Genomic DNA, 16736 nt, shown 5'->3' on the forward strand with positions numbered 1-16736 from the left:
AGTGTAGCGGATGAAGGCAGCCGTCTCCCCAGTTCGATCTCGCAAGCAGGTGCGTCGCCCGCGTGTTGTCACGTGGTTGTATGCCTGGGCGGCGCTGGTTCTGCTGATATGGGGTGTGAGCGCCGCCGGCAACGATCGCGCGTGGTGGGGCACCGCGCTGGCCTCGGTGCCGCCGCAGGTGTGGCTCATCCCCACCGCGCTGCTGCTGGTCATTGGTGTGGCGGGCAAAAACCTGCGGCTCATTTGGGTGCCTCTGGTTGCCTGCGCCTTGGTGCATCTGGGGCAGATGGGATTTCGCTGGGCATTGGTCACTGGTAGCTCGATGCCCGAGCTCAAGGTGCTGACCTGGAACCTGCGCCACGGCGAGCGCGGCATGAACTCCATTGTCGCCGAGCTTCGCCGGATTGACGCCGACGTGTTGCTGCTCCAAGAAACTCATCAGGGCGAACTGGGCGACAGTCCATTCCAGGTGCTGCGCGAGAAGCTGCCGGAATACAATTTCGTCGGCGGCGAGGAGACGATGATCCTGAGCAAGCTACCGATCCGGGAATCGCGGGTCAACGAGCTTCCGCTGGCGAGTCATCGACGGTTCGTCCCGCAAGCCGAGATCGAATTCGAGGGCAAGGTCGTCACGCTGTATTCCGTGCACCTGCTCAACGGGCTCCGCCCCGATTGGCTCAAGGGCCCCAGCGGCCTTCCGCGCAAGCTCGACCACGCCGAAAAGCAGCGTTGGGACCAGATTAAGGCGGTGGACGGCGCGATCCGCGCCGAGGGTCCGGTGATCATCGGAGGCGACTTTAACACGTTGCCGCGCGGCGCGATCTATCAGCATTTTGCCGACCGCTACACGGATGCCTTTGCCGCCGCGGGGCGCGGCCTCGGCTGGACCTTCCCCGACTACTTCCTCACCGCGCGCATTGACTACCTCTGGAGTTCGCCGGAACTGGTTCCGGTGGAGGCGAATGTGGTGGGCGCCCGCGCCAGCGACCACCTGCCGGTGCTCGCGAAGTACATCCTCAAGAAGTAACGTATCTGGCCCTGGTCGCCGCCGGAGACCACCAGTTTTCAAAAAAGTCACGTGATTTGTTACAATTCGCCTGCGATGACGGTTAGAGTACTGTTAGAGGATGTTGCTACAGAGATGGATATGAATGAGGTTGGGTACGTAACATCCATTCCCCTGTTCGAGCGGCCCGTGCATAAGCTCTCCCATGGAACCCGGTTGTGGGAGTATCAGAGGCAGCCACAATGATTGGACATGTCAGTATCGCGGTCGGGCTATTGTTTTTGGGTGGGAATGGCACATCATCGTCAGAACTAGTGCCTTCGTGGAAAGTTGACCAACTGAAACTCGCGACGAGAAGTCGATCTGCCTTTATGCGCTGGCACAATCTGGAGCATGATCGTCGGAACGCTTACGATGCGATTAACCGTCTTTCGAACCGGAGCAGCAGTAGCATGTCCTACCAGGACTCTTTGGAGCTTCTGATCCTCTTAAGCTACACTAGTAGCTTCAAGTGGCCGCAAAAGAATACCGCTGACTTCTTTCTTGCCATGTTGGACCGTAAGGACATTGACCGCGATCGCGCGCTGATTGCTTACAGCACGCTGATTCGACACGGAGGAAAACCTGATCCGAAAATTATCGGCTTGTTTGATCGTTGGTACCCAAATGCGATCGAGTTTCAAGCGTCCGTGATTACCAGTTATTACAAGTTGTTTGAGATCAAAAAGGCGGACTCGTATTGGAGAATGTTTAGAGAAAGGCTCGCCAGTCGCAACAGCGCGGCGTGGATGACTGCTTTCTTAGACAGCTATAGGGATCTTTACATCTTGGTTGAAGATGGAACCAAGGTACGCAAGGAGCGACTACCGTTCGTTCTCAGGCACACGCAAGCAAACATCAAAAACATGACGGAGGTGATGGCCCGCAAGGATCCTCCGCCGTACTGGGTTGAGTGGAGCACCTCCCACCGCGATTTCTACATCGCGGCGGAGAAAAGTGTAAGGGAGCAAATGGCGGCGAAGAAGGAAGGCGGCAAGTAGGGCTTAGCCCTGAACCAAATCCAAGATCGTCACCTCCGGGCGGCAGAACAGCCGACTCGGAGGGCCGGTCGTGCCGAGCCCGCGATTCACGTACAACGGCGTGGCGGCGTCGGGGAAGTAGCCGCGCAGATAGCGGCGGCCATTCTTGCTGGTCACCGGCGCGTACCCCCAGGGCGTGGTGAATTGCCCGCCGTGCGAGTGCCCGCTCAGCATCAAATCTGCGCCATCCGGAACCCAGTCCACTAGGTCGGGCTCGTGCCACAGCACAATCGTCGGCTGCTCGGCGTCGGCCAGTTCCATCGAGCCAATCGGGTCGGCTTGGCTGGCGTTGGCCGAATCAATTCCCACTATCTGCACGCCATTGAACTCGGCCACATCGTTGCGCAATAGCTTGATGCCGAGCTTGCGGAAGAGCGGCTCTAGCAGCTCGGGGTAGCCGCCCAAGTAGTCGCGATTGCCGGGCACGGCAAACACTCGCCCGCCGCTATTCGCGAGGCCGCCAAGCGCGGCTTCAAGCTGGTCGAGGCTCTCGGCCGTCCACCGATGGACAAAATCACCCCCGAGCAGAATCAGGTCCGGTTCGTGCTCCAGAAGTTTGGCCACGGCGCGCTGCGTGAGGGCGATGGTGCCCGCGTCGCAGATGTGAAAGTCGCTGAGGAAGCCGACTCGCAGCCCGTTCAGCGCGGTCGGCCAGCGGCGTAGGCGCAATCGCTTGCGGGTGACTTCGAGCTTATGCACCTCGACCAACGCCCCGTATAGCAGTAGGCCCGCGCTCGCGCCAGCGACGGTGGCAATGGCTTTTCCCAGCTTCATCTCAAGTCATTATTACGCGATTATTGCGGCTAATGTGCCGAATCGCGAGCCCGATGGGATACAGTAGAAGCGGCGAATGAAGCGAATTACTTTGGCCGACGTGGCCAAGGAGGCGGGTGTCTCAGTGCAGACCGCGTCGCATGTGATGGCAGAGAACCTGACGGTTCGGCTGCCTGAATCCACGCGCCAACGGGTACGCGAAGCCGCGGCCAAACTCGGCTACCAACCCAATCGCCTGGCCCGCGCCATGAAAACCGGCCGCACCAACGTGCTGAGCCTGTGGATGCCTGTGGATCGCGCCAACCCCGCCTACATGGTGGTGGTCAAATATCTCAGTCGGTTTGTTCGCGAGGCGGGCTACGAGCTCAACATCGTCGGCCTGTCGAGCGACGTGGCTTACGGCGCCGAACGCACGATGCCGACCACCTGGCCGGTGGATGGGATGATCGTGTTTGATGCCGGTCGCGCGGTGCGCATTTTCCGCGAAGACCCGATGAACCAGCGCATCCCGACGGTCATCATCGGCCTCGAAGAGTTTGAGAACTGCGACACCTGCGCTTGGGATGTGGCCGGCGGCGTCCGAGGAGTGGTGCAGGGCCTCATTTCGCAAGGTCGCAAACGCATTGCCTATCTCGCGCCGCGCTGGGTGTTGGAAGACTATCCCAACGAGCAACGCCGCACCGGCTATCGCACGGCACTAGAAACCGTGAAGCGCCCCGAACTGCTGATTCCGACGACCGGAGAATCCACGCACGAAGCCGAGCTGGCCATCCGCGACTTTTTGGCCCACAACGATCCGCCCGACGCGATTTTCGGCTTCCTCGATCCGCTCGCTCTCGGCGCGGTCCGCGAGCTCGATCGCCAAGGCATCCGCGTGCCGGTGGATTGCGCGATTTGGGGCTACGGCAACTTCCCCGAAAGCGAGCAATCGCGCGTGCCGCTCAGCACCATCAATGCTCCGCTGGAGGCGCTGATTCGCCAGGCGGTGCTTTGGATCACCGATAGAATTAATCACCCGGATCGTGAGAGCCGGGTGATTTCCTTGGACCTGGAGGTTCATCAGCGCGAGTCCTCCATTCCGCTTCGCCTCGCCGAGCCTAAGGCTTTTGAGGCAGGATCATAAGGTAGCGATCCGGGTCGATCCCAACGCCTTCGCAGCGCAAATGTCGCTGTTCAATCTGCTCCATTTGCAAGCGTCGGAACATCGCCGGCTGCGGGCTCAGATGCACCGGCTTCCCGGTTTGTAGCACCTGGCTGATGCCGGTGATGGCTTCGGCAATCGCGCGCTCCTGGTGGTCGGCGGCCATCGCGCCGCTCCGCACCAAGTTCTCGAGAGCGGCGGCGATTTGGCCGTAGGTGTTCGACTTCACAACCTCGGTCGGCACCACGCGATTGAGCTCACGGATTTTGCCTGGGCGGTTGTTGTAGGTCGTCTTCATCGCGATCATGCCATCCGCCTGATGGATGTCGTTCACGATCACGGCGTTGATTTTTCGCTCGCGAATCGCGCGCTCCAGCCGAGTCTTCGCGATTCCGTAAGGGAATACGCGGAACACGGCGGTCGCCCGCTTTTCGGTTTGCACCTTGTCGCGGGGCGGCGCGGGCTCGCGTCGCTTCAGGTCAGCTTCGGGCAAGACGCCTTGCTCGGCGTTTTTCGGCAAGCTCGGATACGGCTCATTGAACCCGGGAACGTTGAGTTCGGCGGTTGCTTCTTGTTGCACCACCTCGACCTGGCCAGACGTGTTGCGGACGCGAATCTCGGGCCGCGGCGGCACGCCGCGCAGAATCAGGTCCACCGTCTTCATCACGTTGTGGTGAACGGCCACGCGGTCGTAATCGAGCAACTCAATGACCACATCAAAAGTCGGCGGAGCCTTGCGCTCGAGCACGGTCTTTTGGGTGCCGCGACGCTTGGCTTCGTCGTCGCTGAGCGTCACCGCTTGGATGCCGCCGATGAGGTCGGCTAGCGCCGGGTTGAGCATTAGGTTTTCGAGCGTTTGACCGTGCGCCGTGCCCACCAATTGCACGCCGCGCTCGTTGATGGTGCGGGCGGCCTGGGCTTCGGGCTCGTTGCCAATTTCGTCAATCACAATGACCTCGGGCATGTGGTTCTCCACCGCCTCGATCATCACGTTGTATTGCTCGCTCACGCGCGGCACTTGCATGCGGCGGGCGTTGCCAATGCCGGGGTGCGGCACATCGCCGTCGCCGGCAATTTCGTTGCTCGTGTCGACGATGATGACGCGCCTATTGACCTCGTCGGCCAGCACACGGGCGACTTCCCGGAGCTTGGTGGTCTTACCGACGCCGGGCTTACCGAGCAGCAAAATGGACTTGCCACTCCGCACGATGTCATCAATAATGTCGATGGTGCCTTCGAGGGCGCGGCCCACCCGGCAGGTGAGACCGACGATCTTGGTCGTTCGGTTGCGAATCGCCGAGATGCGGTGGAGCGTGCGCTCGATGCCGGCGCGGTTGTCCTCGCCGAATTCGCCGAGCGACTTGACCACGTACTCGATGTCCAAATCGGAGACGATCACGTTTTCCATGCGGAAGACGCGGTCGCGAAGCCGGACCTCAGCGGGCCGACCGTAATCCAGGACGACCTCGACCAGCTTTTCAAGGTCCGGCTCCACCTGAAGGCGCTCTCGCACCACCGGCGGTAGGATATCTAGGAACTGGGGAAGGCCATCGGAGAAGATGGTAGTGAACTCGTCAATCGTGTGAGACATTGCTCTAATCGAAAAGACTTCGACCTCTGTTGATGGGGTTCCAGGTTTTCGAAATCTTTCCCACTATTTAACGCAAAACTGGTACTCCGTGTTCAGTTGGGCCTAGGCCAAAATGGGATGTTGAAACGTGGCACCAACTGGGGCGTTATGACGATACATTAAGCGGAAACCCTGATGAAGCGATTGAATGTTGGACTGTTGACCCTGGCGGCTGTGATTTTGGCCGGATGTGGCGGACAAACCGCCACGCGAAGCGTAACCGTGAGCGGACGCATCACTGACGTGGACGGAGCCCCGATTCGCGGCGCAACCGTGACCGCCGGAAGTGCGACCACCACAAGCTCGACCAACGGCGCGTACGTGCTGGACCGCGTGCTGAGCATTGACCAAGCGGTGATTGCGGAATATGTGGACGGCAACGGCGTGACCTACCGAGGTCGCAACCTCGCGCGGGTTTCCGAAGGCGAGCAGACGATCAGCGTGAACATGATGATCGCGCCCACGTCTTCGCTGGCCAGGATTAGCGGGTACGTGGAAGATCGCTTCGGCAACCGCATCGTCGGAGCCCGGGTGTTTGCCTACGGTGGCGGCGCTTACAGTAGCTCCAGCGCGGTGAGCGGCGACAATGGCCGATTCGTGATTCGCGACCTGATTTCGGGCGTGGATTATCAGCTGAACGCGGGCGCAGTCGGCTACAGCAACGATTTTGATTCGGCCACGCTCAACGCGGGCCAAGAGCGTAGCATGCTGTTTGTGCTCGGCGACGCCGGGTTCCCGGTGTTGCCCGCGCCGACCGGTCTGACAACGCTCGCCTGGACCTCGCAACCGGCCAGTCGCGACGCTCGGCATAACGCCGCGATGACGCAGGTCAAGAGCCTGTTTGACCCGGGCTACGCCACGCGTCGGGCCGCCAAGACGCGACTTACCAATTCAGCCGCGCCGATTGAGGTGGAAGTCGAGTGGACGCCGCTGCAAGGCAACAATTTCTTGGGTTACGGCATCTACCGTGGCGAAGGCAGCGGCACGATTGTCGGCCGCGACTACTGGCGCGAGCCGCTCGGCGGCGCTTACATTGATGGCGACGTCAACTTGCGTCCGGGCCGAACCTACAACTATCAGATCACCGCCCTCGGCACGAGCTATCCGGAGGATCCGGATGCGGAAGGGCCGCGCAGCTCGGTGGTATCGGCGGAAACCTTGGACGACCTGTTCTTGACCGCGCCGAACTTTGGCACCGCCCCGAATAGCTCCATTCAGTTCCGGTGGCAAGCCGGTTCGGGCGCCGAAAGCTACGTGGTGTACCTTTTTGATGAGTACCCGGGGCCGGGCGTGCAAAGCATCTGGAACAACGCGTCCTCGCCGACCACCTCGAACGTGCTCAACTACTCGGGCAGCGCGCTCGCCATCAACAACACGTACTATTACGTGGTGCTCGGGCTGGCGAATAGCCAAAGAAGCCGAACCATCAGCGCGGTTGATTCGTTTGTGTATCGGTAATAATCGGAGTCCGGTTTCGCCTTCCCAACACCATGCGCAGTCTGCTTTTCGCTAGTCTGCTGGGCCTGAGTTCGCTCGGCTCAGCCTCCCTGCTTCGGCTGGATTTGCCCTCCTCGCGGAGTGCCGATCGAGTCGTGGCGGCGGATGCGGCGGTGCGCAGCTTTGCGAAGTCGGTCGCGGGACTCACTCGCCGCGAGCGCGATGGTCAGCCGCAGCGATTTAGCTTGCCGGTGACGGTGATTCTCAATGGCACTGCGGGGAGCCGGGGGCGCGACAACGAGATTACGCTCGCCTTTGATTCAAGCGGCAGCGGCGCGTTTCCGACCGATTACAAGACTCTGCTGGAGTCCATTTTCAACACCGTGAAGCCGCGACTCACGGCGGTGTTCGGGCAGCCCTTCGCGGGCGGCTCGGTGCGCGTGGTGAACTACGACGCCGAGATCGGCGATCGCGACGCGGTCGCGGGTGGCTACTTCCTCTACGATCCCGCGGCGGCCACTCCGGCCCAGATTCGGTTCCCCGTGTACTCGGATTCGGTCGGAATCAAGGCTGAATCAGTCGCCGTGAACTTTGTGCACTGCCTGTTGCTGGCTTACATGGGCAACCGCACGTTGCCGAACGACGCGTGGCGAGAAGGTCTGGTGCGCGCGGCCACCATGAACATTTGCCGAACGCCGGGCGCGCTGCCTTCGACGCTGGATAGCACCGCGATTGAGCAGGTGCTCGCCTCCACCTACGACCTCGGCCCGACCTACGACCTCAACAATCAAAAGGGCCTGGTTTGCCGCGATTTCATCGCGCCGAACCTGCGCAACGTAAGCCTGCCGATCGGCGGCGCCACCGGCGGCCTGTACCTGGTTCGGTTCCAAATGGCCGGGTCCGCACTGCAAAAGGTGCTCGTCGAGTATCCGACGTTTGCCCGCGAACTCCTGACGCGCTACTACGCCGCGCCGAGCACGGCGGTGAACACGCTCGCAACTCAAGCGGTGGATGCCGCCGCCGGCGTGGCAAACGCCACGGTCGAGGGCCGAAGCTGGTCGGAGTGGTCCCGCTCGCAATACATTTTGGATTCACGCGTCGCGGCTGGATTCCGGTTGATGGTGAAGTCGTTCCCCATCACGAGCGGTCTCAGCGGCAACGATTTCGGCGTGTTCGCCTTTGAAACGCACGCCTTTAACCTCGACAAAAACGGCAACGAAACTCTGGCAACGGACACGATTTATCCGATCTATTGGGGCTCCGATTTCAGCCGGGTATTCGCCTCGGCCCAGGATGACCGCGTGGACGTGGTGCAGGGCTATGGCAGCGTCGTGCCGAACTTCGGCGATGCGTTTGGCGGCACCCCCTACCGCGTGACCGTGGACTTTGGCGCTCAGGACGAAAACGTGCGCGTGTTCGCTTCGGCCGGCGGCGTGGCGACGGTCGCCAACCCGGTTCCGGCGAACCTGTATGGCACGGTCACGGGCATCGAACTTGAAGGTTCCGCGACCTACGAAGTGAGGGTCACGTGGAGTGGCGGCACCTTCACCACGCCGGTCACCAACTTTGCGTTTGGCGGACGCGTTCCCAGCGGAAACTGGACCGGCACGCAGCGCCGCGTTCAAGTGGACCTGTTGCAGACCCTGCAAGGCAACACCACCGTCGTGTATTCCCGCGTGGTGAACAAGGGTCCGGGCGAGCTGGCGCTGAACCTGAATGTCAACTCCGAGTCGACTCTCACGGGCGGAAACTTCAACGCCGGATTGAACCTTCTCGGCATCGAAGGCGAACCCTACTCGGCGGATGTGAGTGGCCTGCTCGGCGGCTCGGCGCTCATCGCGCGCTGGAACGCCGCGACCGGCAAGTACGATCTTGCGCCGACGACTGGCGTGGCGCGGGCCGGACAGGCCTACTACGTGCGCAGCGACAGCGCGTTTACGGTCAGCTATCCCGGCTTCAAGTTCCCCTCGATCCCCAATTCGGTGCGCACGCGGGCCGGATGGAATCTGATCGCCAACCCGACCTCGCGAGTCATCAATCTGAGCGATTTGCAAGTCGTGGTCGGCACGAGCTTCCCGCGAACCTACGCCGATGCGCTTGCCTCCACGCTGGTTGGGCCGCAGGTATTTCAATTCATCCCCAGCGCGCCGAACGTGGCCTCGGGCGTTCCGGAAACCGGATCGCTGTTGCCCGTCACGTCGCTGGCTCCGGGCCAGGCCGCCTTTGTGCGGGTGCTCGCGCCGGAAGGAGCCACGTTTGTGTTCCCCGGGCCGAGCTCGGGCCGCGCGCAACCTCCGGCCAGCGGAGACACCTATCGCCTCAACCTCAGCGGGCCAGGCGAATCGGCCTTTGCCGAGTTGGGTCTGAGCGCCACGGCGACGAGCGGTTGGGACAAGCGCGAGGATTCGGCGCTGCCGCCAAGCTTGGGCGGGCTGCAGGTGAGTCTGGGCAATTCGCTGCGATACGTGCGCGAGGTGCGGCGACGCGGCCAATTGCAAGTGTTCAACGTGACGTTCGAGAATCTGCGCGTCGGGCAATCCTACACGCTGAACCTGGCGCAGCCGACGACCAAACCTATTCGGGTGTTTATCGGTGCGAGGGGCGGGCCACGGCTTGACCTCGGCCAAACCTACACGTTCACGGCCAAGAAAACGACCGAGCGAGTCCGCGTGATGGTGGCCAAGTGAAGAACTTTCTGATCCTTTTGGTTGCGGCCCTGTTTGCCCTCGTGGGTTGTGGCGGGGGAGGCGGCGGTGCAAGCACCAACTTTGCCGTGACCGGCACCGTGATTTGGCTTCCAAGCAACGATGTTCCGAACCCCGCCGCGACGACGCAAATCGGTTCGCGCGCGGTGCTCACCAGCCTCGTGGACGGCAGTTTTGTGCAGAGCGCGCCGGCGGGCACCGCCTCCATGCAGGTGTCCCACGTTCCGGCGGGTGGCGCCCCCGTCGCGTTTACCTTTAGATTCCCGGCCATCGCCGCGAATGTTGATCTTGGCCAGCTTGTGCTCGGCCCGGAAAAGGTCATTGTGCGCGGGCGTATCCTGGCCGCCGATACCGGCAGCCCGATCAGCGGGGCACGCGTGTTCTTTGGCGGACAGTTCGCGACGACGAACAGTGCTGGCGAATTCAGCGTGCTGGACGTCGGATATTCGAGCTCGGCGCTGGCGAACTTCCTTACGATTTCGGGTCGCGTCACGGCGACGAGCTACCTGCCCGTGACTTTCGGCGCGAGTTCCGGAGCCACCGCGGGCGTGGTGAATGTCGGCGATATTCAGTTGCCGCCCACCAGCAGCGACACGCCGCCGACTCTGCCCGGCAACCTGTTTGGCACGATCAATCCGTCGGCCAGTGGCGCGGGAACCGTCGTGCAAGTGCTTAACGGTAGCGGCACCGCGATTCGGCAGTTCACCACGGGTTCGGACCGCAAGTTTGCGTTTTGGCTGAGCGCCGGAACCTACACCCTGCGCGCCACAAACGGGGCCCTTTCGAGCGGCGACGTGAGCGTTACCGTCACCAGCGTGGACGTTCCGGTGACTCGCGATTTGACCTTGAACTAAGCATTTCCCCAGGCGCGCGGCGTATAGTAACGCGATATGGCGGAGATGAAATCGGTCGGCGCGCTGTTGCGTCGCTCGGTAGAACGGAATCCGGGCAAAGTGGCCCACATCGTCCCTTGGGCCGAGCGTGGCGAGGTGACCTACGCCCAGCTCTGGGAGTACGTGACGATCGCGGCGTGGCGCATGGATTCGCGCGGCATTAAGCGCGGCGACCGCATCTGCGCCTACAGCGAAAACTGCTTCGGATGGTCGGTGCTCGACTGGGCCTGTTTCTGTTTGGGCGTGGTGCTCGTGCCGATTTACCCCAGCCTCCCCGGCGACCAAGCCGGCTTCATCGTCAACGACTCTGAGGCCAAGATCATCTATTGCGGGTCGGAAAAACTCCAAGCCCAAGTGGAGCCGCATATCTCGGTGCCGACGGTGTATCTCGGGTCTGCCCCCGAAGACTTTTTCCGGTTGATGGACGAGGGCCGCGCAACAATGCCGGCCGACTACGAGGCGCAACTTCTGGCGATTATTGAGAACGCCTCCCTGGACGATCTCGCGACGATCATCTACACAAGCGGCACCACGGGCAGCCCGAAGGGTGCAATGCTTCCCAATCGCGCGTTCGTCAAGCTTTGCGAGAATATTCACAGCCAGTTGCCGGTGGATGAAAACGACTTGTTCCTCTCGTGGCTCCCGTTGAGCCACGTGTATGAGCGTTTTGCCGGGCACGTTCTGCCGATGGCCCTCGGTGGCCAGATCGCCCATAGCCAGGGCATCGCCTCGCTCGGGTCGGAGCTGACTAAGCATCGCCCCACCATCATGCTTTGCGTGCCGCGGTTCTTGGAATCGCTCAAAGACCGTATCAGCGATGCCGCGGCCAAGCAGGGTGGGCTGAAAGCCAAGCTATTTGGATGGGCGGTCGCCCAAGGCAAGGTCGCCCGCGCCGGCGGGTTTGCGCCTTTCCACGGCGTGCTCGATAAGGTCGTCGCGAGCAAGATTCGTGCGCGCACCGGGGGTCGGCTCAAGTTCTTTGTCAGCGGCGGCGGTGCGTTGCCCGCCCATGTTAGCGGGTTCTACCGAGCGCTCGGCATCGAAGCGTTGCAAGGCTATGGCCTCACCGAAACCTGCGCCGCAACCTCCATTAACCACCCGTTGCGCAATCGGCCGGACACCATTGGCGAGCCCATCAACGGGCTGGAAATGAAGATCGCCAGTGATGGTGAAATTCTCATTCGAGGCTACTCGGTGATGACCGGCTACTACAATCAGCCCGAAGCCACCGCCGCATCCATAGACGCCGACGGCTGGTTCCATACCGGCGACATCGGCGTGCAGGATGGCAACCACTTCCGGATTACCGATCGCAAAAAGGACATCATCGTGCTGGCCAACGGCAAGAACGTCGCACCACAACCGATCGAAAACAAGCTCCGCGAGAGCGCGCTCATCAAGGAAGTCGCCTTGTTCGGCGACGGCATGTCGGTCATCTGCGGGCTCGTTGTACCCGACTTCGAGCGCCTCACTCGCCTCGCCCTGGAAGCCGGCATCAAGGTTGCCGACCCCAAGGAATTGGTGAAGCTGCCCGCTATTCGCGAGATGTTCAAAGCCGAGATTGACGTGGTGAACCGCGGCTTGGCCGACTTCGAACGGCTTCGCAAGTACGAGGTTCTGCCGAACGAGTTTTCGGTGGACGGCGGGGAACTTACGCCCAGCCTCAAGGTGCGTCGCAAAGTTGTCCGCGAGAAGTACAAGGACTTGATTGACGGAATGTCGGGCGGCTAGCGAGTTACTTTCCGCACCCAGAGAATTTCGCACGCGCCGCCCTTGTTGTCGTCGCGGCTAATGGAACTTGTCACCTGAAAGCCGTCGTTGCGCGTCGCGCGGATCAGCCAACCCTCGAGCGTCACGATCGTGTTCGGCTGGATCGCGGCGAGTTCGTCGGCAATCCACTCGCGGTCGGGGCAGCAGTGCACGTTCGCGAGTTTCGAGCCCACCACCTCGTAGGGCAAGGCGTCTTGGTTCAGCGGCGAGACGAACACGTGCCGCACGTCTTGCGAGATCCGGAAGTCGCGGATCACCTTGGAGTTGCTCATCGGCCCCCAACCGAGCGCAAGGTCAATCGGCATGAGGTCGGAATCGTCTTCGCGCGGGTACGGCTTGACACTCAGCACGCGGGCGCGGATTCGGTAATTGAATAGCGGCGTGATGCGGTAGCGCCCGCTAAAGAACGGCTTGGCGATGGTGGCAGTTTGGCGCGGCTCCTCGGGCACCAGCATGCCCTCGGGTAGCTCTGAACTCGCCCGAAACTTGAGGACGCCGATGCCGCCGACCACGGCGATGACGGACGCCGCCAGCGCGACTTGCTTCACGCTTCAATCATCGGCAGATTATTTCCGGTTGCCTAGGCTCGCCTGGCGCTCGCTCGTGGGCTTGGCGGTGGTTGCCGTGGGCAACGGCCAGTACTTCGTCGGGCAAGTGACCAGGAATGTCGCCGGCCCGGCGTGGCGACGGCGAATGGGATATTGCGCCCAGTCACCGGCATCCGCCGAAAGCTCCTTGAGAATGAGCATGTTCGTCAGGCTGCGCCCGGCCGAAATCACGCTCTTGCCGCGATAGCTAAGGTGCGTCGAGCTTCCGCCATCGAGCGCGACGGCGTCCACCACGCCCAGTTTCTTCATCGCGTTGCCGATGTCGCGCAAATAAACATTGCTGTTGGTGGCGATAAACACGAGGTTGCCGTCTTTGGTCACGCCCGCCGCGGTGCGCTTGGCCTTGCTCCACACCCGCGAATCGCGAAACTTCTGCGCTTTCGGATTGGGGGCCACGACGCCACCGGACATGATGCGAACGGTGCCGCGCAAGGCGTACCGGTAGGGGAACCAGTTGAACGTCTGGCGGTAGGGAATATCAAAAACGCGCACGTCGCCGAACCACGTGACGCCGAGCACCGAGCCGCGATTTCCTTCGGCGACGAGCTTTCCATCGACGAGAACGTCCGCGACGGGCAGGGCCGAGGCGGGGTTAAAAAAGGTGCCGGTGATTGCAGCGGTGGCCTTGTTGTCGCGCACCAACGAAGATGCCGTCCGGAATCGGGAAGACGCGGCGGTCTCGACCGCGACGCGATTGCTGCGCATGTCGGCAACCACGGCGTGATAGCGGACGCCATTGCTCAGCACCGATCGATACGCGATCGGCTTCGTGGTCCCGGCCCAACTTGCGCCGGAGATCACAATTGCGAGCGATATTGCGGTCCCCTTCATAGTAAGCATCGTAGTTTAATCTAGGTTTGTGCCAAATTGGACGGCCCCCTTTCGTTCAAGTTCAAAAAACTGGTAGTCGCCGGGCCCACAGTCCTAACGCGCCAGGTAGAATGAGGGCATGGCGGAACGGCCAAAATCTGACGCGGACCTTCCTGACGCCGCCGTTAGTGTTGATCGTTCATCTTCACAAAAGCGTCAAGTTCTGCCTCTCACCCCCTCTTCTCCCGCCGCGCGCTGGGCGCTTGGCGTCATCCTTTGGACCCTCTTGGTTATCGCCTGGGGCGCGTTTGTGCGAGCCAGCAAGTCGGGTGACGGCTGTGGCGCTCACTGGCCGCTTTGCAATGGTGAGTTTCACCCCGGCGGAATGCCGATCGCCTCGTGGATCGAGTACGCGCACCGCATTTCCAGCGGACTCGTCATGCCGATGGTGCTTTGGCTATGGGTGCTCGCGAACCGGGCTACTGAGCCGGGCCATATTCTCCGGCGCACGGCGCGCAAAGTCGCCATTTTCACCCTTATCGAAGCGCTGCTCGGCGCCGTGTTGGTGAAGTTCAGCCTGGTTGGCGAAAACAGTAGCCTCACGCGGGCGGCGGTCATGGGCGTGCACCTGTGCAATACGCTCATTCTGCTGGGCTTTATGGTCGCGTTTTGGTGGCTGGCCCGCGGCGGCGAGTCGGTGCGCATTCGCGGTGCCGGAAAGCTTTCGACGATCTTCCAGTTCTCCATGGTCGGGCTGATTCTCACGAGCGTCAGCGGCGCGATTGCCGCGCTCGGTGACACCCTATTCCCGGCCAAAACGCTCGCGCAAGGATTGCGGCAAGATTTCTCCGCGGATTCGCCGACGCTACTCATTCTGCGCACGTGGCACCCGGTGGTCTCCGTCTCGGTCGCAGTGATGATCGTGGTTTACATGAGCGGCCTGCTTCGCTCGAACATCTCTCCGGCGGGCAAAAAGTACGCTAAGTGGGTGCTCGGCATTGTTTACGCGCAGCTCGCCATCGGCGTCATCAACGTGCTTCTCCTCGCGCCGGTCTGGATGCAGATTGTCCACCTGGTCGTCGCGGATTCTATTTGGATTGCGCTGCTGCTCGCGGCTTTCACGACTTGTGCACGCCCCGAGGCAGTAGGCTTAGAGCAACCCTTGACCGAAACCCTTTCTGAACCCGCTGTGGCGGGCGCCACCTGGCGCGATTACCTCGCGCTGACCAAGCCGCGCGTCATCAGCCTATTGCTGCTGACCACGCTTCTTTCGGCGTTTATCGCCGCGGGTGGCTGGCCGGGCGGCTGGTTGCTGCTCGCGCTCACCTTTGGTGGATACGCGGCGGCGGGTGCGGCCAACACCTTCAACATGGTGTACGACCGCGACATTGACATTCGCATGGAGCGCACGGCCAAGCGCCCGACGGTCACCACCAAAATCTCCGCGCGCAACGCCATGATCTTCGGGTTCGCGCTCACCGTGTTTAGCTTCGTGCTGCTCACGCTGGTGGCCAACGTGTTGGCCGCGAGCATGGCGATCGCCGGACTGTTGTTTTACGTGTTCATCTACACGATGGGCCTCAAGCGGCGGACGCCTCAGAACATCGTGATCGGTGGCGCGGCGGGATCGTTCCCGCCACTTGTGGGTTACGCGGCGGTGGCGAACCAACTACCGGCGCTCGCTTGGGTGCTGTTCGCACTGATTTTCCTTTGGACACCGGTCCACTTCTGGGCGCTGGCGCTGATGATCAAAGACGAGTACAAGGACGCCGGGGTGCCAATGCTGCCGGTTGTCAAGGGCGAGCGCGCGACGGTCATTCAGATCGGGTTCTACACGATCTTGACGGCGGCGTGTAGTTTAATTCCGATCGTGCAAGGCGAGGCGCGGACCGTTTACCTGGTGTCAGCCGTCGTTTTGAATATCTTTTTGATCCAATTTACGGCGAAACTTATTCAACGTCCAGAGCGGCCTCAGGCGTTCAAAGTGTTCAAGTATTCTATGGTTTACTTGGCTTTAATGTTCCTGATGATAGCGGTGGACAGGGCTCGGTGGATGTGAAGACGATCATCATGGGAGACAACCTTTCGGTAAACTGGTCATTTAGCATGGGTGGGTTGAATGCCTAACATTTTTAAGCCAAGTTCGAACTCTGCGGCCAAGCTCAGCTTGCTGCTGGGTCTTGCGGCGCCAGTCCTCGGTTTGGGGATTGGTTCCGCCGTCAGTCGGTCCTCGGCCAACACGGGGGTCGGCGTCGCGCTGGACCAACCGATTCCGTTTAGCCACAAGCACCACGCCGACGAGCTCGGCATCGACTGCCGCTACTGCCACACGTCGGTGGAAATCTCCGCCAAGGCCGGTTTGCCTCAAACCGAAACCTGTATGACGTGCCACTCGCAAATTTGGACGAACAGCCCGCTCCTTGACCCTATCCGCAAGAGCTACGAAACCGGCAAGCCGATCAAGTGGAACCTGGTCAACAAGGCGCCCGAGTTTGTTTACTTCAACCACAGCCTGCACATCGATCGCGGCGTCAACTGCAATAACTGCCACGGCGCGATTCAGAAAATGCACATCACGGCCAAGGGTCGCCCGTTCCACATGGTCTGGTGCTTGGAGTGCCACCGCGAGCCGGAGAAGTACCTGTACAAGGACAAGACTCAACCCAACTTGAGCCCGCGACAGCAAGTGTTTAACCTCTACCAAAAGGTCCAATTGGATCGCAATCCGGCGGAATGGTCGGCTCCCGAGCGCAACCTGGCCAAGGGTCTGGAGCAAAAGGGCGGCGACATCGAAGAAGGCAAGAAGATCGTGCTCGAGCGCGGTTTGAAGAAGGCGCAGATGGAAGACTGCTCGGTGTGCCACTACTAAGGAATTGAACGAAG

Annotated in this window: 13 protein-coding genes; 9 read left to right on the plus strand and 4 right to left on the minus strand. The window is 61.3% G+C overall.

What is annotated here, in order from left to right:
- Positions 1–10 precede the first annotated feature (10 nt).
- A complete protein-coding gene (locus JNJ45_00370) occupies positions 11–1027 on the plus strand; it encodes an endonuclease/exonuclease/phosphatase family protein (GenBank protein MBL8047112.1) in 1017 nt (338 codons plus the stop codon).
- Positions 1028–1476: 449 nt separating this feature from the next.
- Complete coding sequence (locus JNJ45_00375) at positions 1477–2046, plus strand: hypothetical protein (protein MBL8047113.1); 570 nt, start codon at positions 1477–1479, stop codon at positions 2044–2046.
- Between the two features lie 3 nt (positions 2047–2049).
- On the opposite strand, the gene JNJ45_00380 is transcribed toward JNJ45_00375, so the two are convergent.
- The gene (locus tag JNJ45_00380) at positions 2050–2859 is read right to left on the minus strand and encodes a metallophosphoesterase (protein MBL8047114.1); all 810 of its coding nucleotides are present in this window, start codon (positions 2857–2859) and stop codon (positions 2050–2052) included.
- 76 nt (positions 2860–2935) lie between these two features.
- On the opposite strand from JNJ45_00380, the gene JNJ45_00385 reads away from it, so the two are divergent.
- Complete coding sequence (locus JNJ45_00385; GenBank protein ID MBL8047115.1) at positions 2936–3982, plus strand: LacI family DNA-binding transcriptional regulator; 1047 nt, start codon at positions 2936–2938, stop codon at positions 3980–3982.
- On the opposite strand, the gene JNJ45_00390 is transcribed toward JNJ45_00385, so the two are convergent.
- A complete protein-coding gene (locus JNJ45_00390) occupies positions 3957–5591 on the minus strand; it encodes an AAA family ATPase (protein MBL8047116.1) in 1635 nt (544 codons plus the stop codon). The genes JNJ45_00385 and JNJ45_00390 overlap by 26 nt on opposite strands.
- A gap of 174 nt (positions 5592–5765) precedes the next feature.
- Between JNJ45_00390 and JNJ45_00395 the strand changes: the two genes are divergently transcribed.
- From JNJ45_00395 to JNJ45_00410, 4 genes are read left to right on the plus strand one after another with little or no spacing between them, the layout of a single operon-like run.
- A complete protein-coding gene (locus JNJ45_00395) occupies positions 5766–7088 on the plus strand; it encodes a carboxypeptidase regulatory-like domain-containing protein (protein MBL8047117.1) in 1323 nt (440 codons plus the stop codon).
- Between the two features lie 32 nt (positions 7089–7120).
- Entirely contained in the window at positions 7121–9754 is a 2634-nt protein-coding gene (locus tag JNJ45_00400; protein MBL8047118.1) for a hypothetical protein, read from the plus strand.
- Positions 9751–10626, plus strand: coding sequence for a hypothetical protein (locus JNJ45_00405; GenBank protein ID MBL8047119.1), 876 nt, complete (start codon positions 9751–9753; stop codon positions 10624–10626). The genes JNJ45_00400 and JNJ45_00405 overlap by 4 nt, the downstream gene beginning before the upstream one ends.
- Positions 10627–10662: 36 nt before the next feature.
- On the plus strand, positions 10663–12396 hold the full coding sequence (locus JNJ45_00410) for a long-chain fatty acid--CoA ligase (GenBank protein MBL8047120.1): 1734 nt from the start codon (positions 10663–10665) through the stop codon (positions 12394–12396).
- Here the strand turns inward: JNJ45_00410 and JNJ45_00415 are convergent.
- Both JNJ45_00415 and JNJ45_00420 read right to left on the minus strand, forming a co-directional pair.
- Positions 12393–12983 carry a hypothetical protein gene (locus JNJ45_00415; GenBank protein MBL8047121.1) on the minus strand — a complete coding sequence of 197 codons (591 nt, stop codon included), beginning with the start codon at positions 12981–12983 and terminating at the stop codon, positions 12393–12395. The two genes, JNJ45_00410 and JNJ45_00415, sit on opposite strands and share 4 nt — an antisense overlap.
- Before the next feature lie 18 nt (positions 12984–13001).
- Positions 13002–13874, minus strand: coding sequence for a phosphodiester glycosidase family protein (locus tag JNJ45_00420; GenBank protein ID MBL8047122.1), 873 nt, complete (start codon positions 13872–13874; stop codon positions 13002–13004).
- Between the two features lie 265 nt (positions 13875–14139).
- On the opposite strand from JNJ45_00420, the gene JNJ45_00425 reads away from it, so the two are divergent.
- Together JNJ45_00425 and JNJ45_00430 are read left to right on the plus strand one after the other, a co-directional pair.
- Positions 14140–15912: a protoheme IX farnesyltransferase gene (locus JNJ45_00425; GenBank protein MBL8047123.1), complete on the plus strand. Its 1773-nt coding sequence runs from the start codon at positions 14140–14142 to the stop codon at positions 15910–15912.
- 60 nt (positions 15913–15972) lie between these two features.
- Entirely contained in the window at positions 15973–16722 is a 750-nt protein-coding gene (locus tag JNJ45_00430; protein ID MBL8047124.1) for a cytochrome c3 family protein, read from the plus strand.
- Positions 16723–16736: the final 14 nt, after the last annotated feature.

The organism is Chthonomonas sp., from assembly GCA_016788425.1.
Classification (GTDB): Bacteria; Armatimonadota; Fimbriimonadia; order Fimbriimonadales; family Fimbriimonadaceae; genus JAEURQ01.